Source organism: Klenkia sp. PcliD-1-E (assembly GCF_024124375.1).
In the GTDB taxonomy this organism is placed as follows: Bacteria; Actinomycetota; Actinomycetes; order Mycobacteriales; family Geodermatophilaceae; genus Klenkia.
Genome location: NZ_JAMXRZ010000240.1, coordinates 1 through 1,688 on the forward strand (window position 1 = coordinate 1; position 1,688 = coordinate 1,688).

The window sequence follows — 1,688 nt, forward strand, 5'->3', positions numbered from 1 at the left end:
CGGCGGGGCGGTCGCGGTCGCCGCGCTGCGGCCGTTGTTCCCCGACACCCCGGGCCTGGCCGCGCTGGTCCTGGTCGTGCTGGTGGTCTTCGCCTCCGGCTGGCTGGGGCGCCGGGCCGCCCGGGCCACGACGGCGACCGCGGCGACGGCGCTGGTGGTCGTCGCGGTCACCAGCTACCCGCCGGTCCAGGCCGGGCTGCACGCGGTCCTCGGCGTGGGCGCGCTGGTGCTCCTGCACACGCTGGTGACCGGGACGCGGGACCGGCAGACCCGGCTGGTGGCGGCCCTGCGCGGCCAGGTGTCGGTCGACGTGGTCACCGGGCTCCTGTCGCGGGCGGCGTTCGACCCCGCGGCGCGGACGGCGGTGGAGCAGGCGCGGGTCACCGGCGACGACGTCGCGCTGGTGCTGGTCGACGTGGACGACTTCAAGGGGGTCAACGACGTCCACGGCCACCCGGCCGGCGACGCCGCGCTGCTGCACCTGGCCCGGGTGCTGCGCGCCGGGGTGCGCCAGGACGACGCCCTGGTCGCCCGCCTCGGCGGGGACGAGCTGGCGGTGCTGCTCCCGGGCTGCCCGCGGTCCGCGGCGACGTCGCGTGCCCACGCCCTGGTCGAGCGGGTGCGCGCGCAGCCGCTGGTGCTGCCCGACGGGTCGGCGCTGGAACTCCGGATCAGCGCCGGCGTGGCGGTCGCCCCTGAGCACGGGTGGGACCTCGACGACCTCTACGCCGCCGCCGACGTCGCGCTCTACGTCGCCAAGAGGACCGGTCGCGACCGGGTCGCGGTGGCCGACGCCGCGCCGGGGTAGCTGTCTGGCGGTCGCATGGTCCGGCAGCGGACTGGGCACGGGGGCCCTGTGACCGCCCCCGCGCTCGACGGCTACCTCGCCGTCCCCGTCCCGACCTCCGACCGCCCCGGCCCCTGGCCCGGGGTCGTGCTGGTGCACGACGCCTTCGGCCCCGGCGACGACATGCACGAGCAGGCCGACTGGCTGGCGGCGGCCGGCTACGTCGTGCTGATGCCCGACCTCTACCGCGGGCGCTCGGCGGTCCGGTGCCTCAAGGGCACCTTCGCCCAGCTCGCCCAGCGGCACGGTCCGGCCTTCGACCAGCTCGAGGCCGCGCGGACGGCGCTCGCGGACGACGACCGCTGCACCGGGCGGGTCGGGGTCATCGGCTACTGCATGGGCGGTGGCTTCGCGCTGCTGCTGGCCGGGCGGCCGGGCTGGTCGGCCTCGGCGGTCAACTACGGGCAGGTCCCCGACGACGTCGCCGACGTGCTGGCCGGCGCCTGCCCGGTGGTGGCCAGCTTCGGCGGGAAAGACGCCAGCCTGCCCGGGGCCGCGGCGAAGGTGCAGGCCGCCGTCGACGCGGCCGGGGTGGCTGCCGACGTGCACGAGTACCCGCAGGCGCGGCACGGCTTCCTCAACCGGCTGACCGCGGCGTCCCCGCTCTCGCCGCTGCTCAAGGTCGCCGGGGTCGGCTACGACCACGACGCCGCGGCCGACGCCAAGCGGCGCATCCTCGCCTTCTTCGACACCCACCTGCGGGCGCCGGGCCCGGCCTGAGAGCCCTGTGTCAACCCCTGGCGGCGAGAAGGCGTTGCGCGCCGCCGTGGGTTGAGGGGTCGTAGGGGGCGTTGTCGGTCCAGCAGCGGTAGATGACGCGGCACCAGGCTCGGGCGAGGAT

2 protein-coding genes are annotated in these 1,688 nt (G+C 77.1%); both read left to right on the plus strand.

The features are described 5' to 3' along the window. Positions 1 to 808, plus strand: an 808-nt coding sequence (locus NH342_RS22845; RefSeq protein ID WP_253018644.1) for a GGDEF domain-containing protein, incomplete at its 5' end; no start/stop codon positions are given. 48 nt (positions 809 to 856) lie between these two features. Next, positions 857 to 1,567, plus strand: a complete 711-nt coding sequence (locus NH342_RS22850) for a dienelactone hydrolase family protein (protein WP_253018646.1) — start codon at positions 857 to 859, stop codon at positions 1,565 to 1,567. Positions 1,568 to 1,688: the final 121 nt, after the last annotated feature.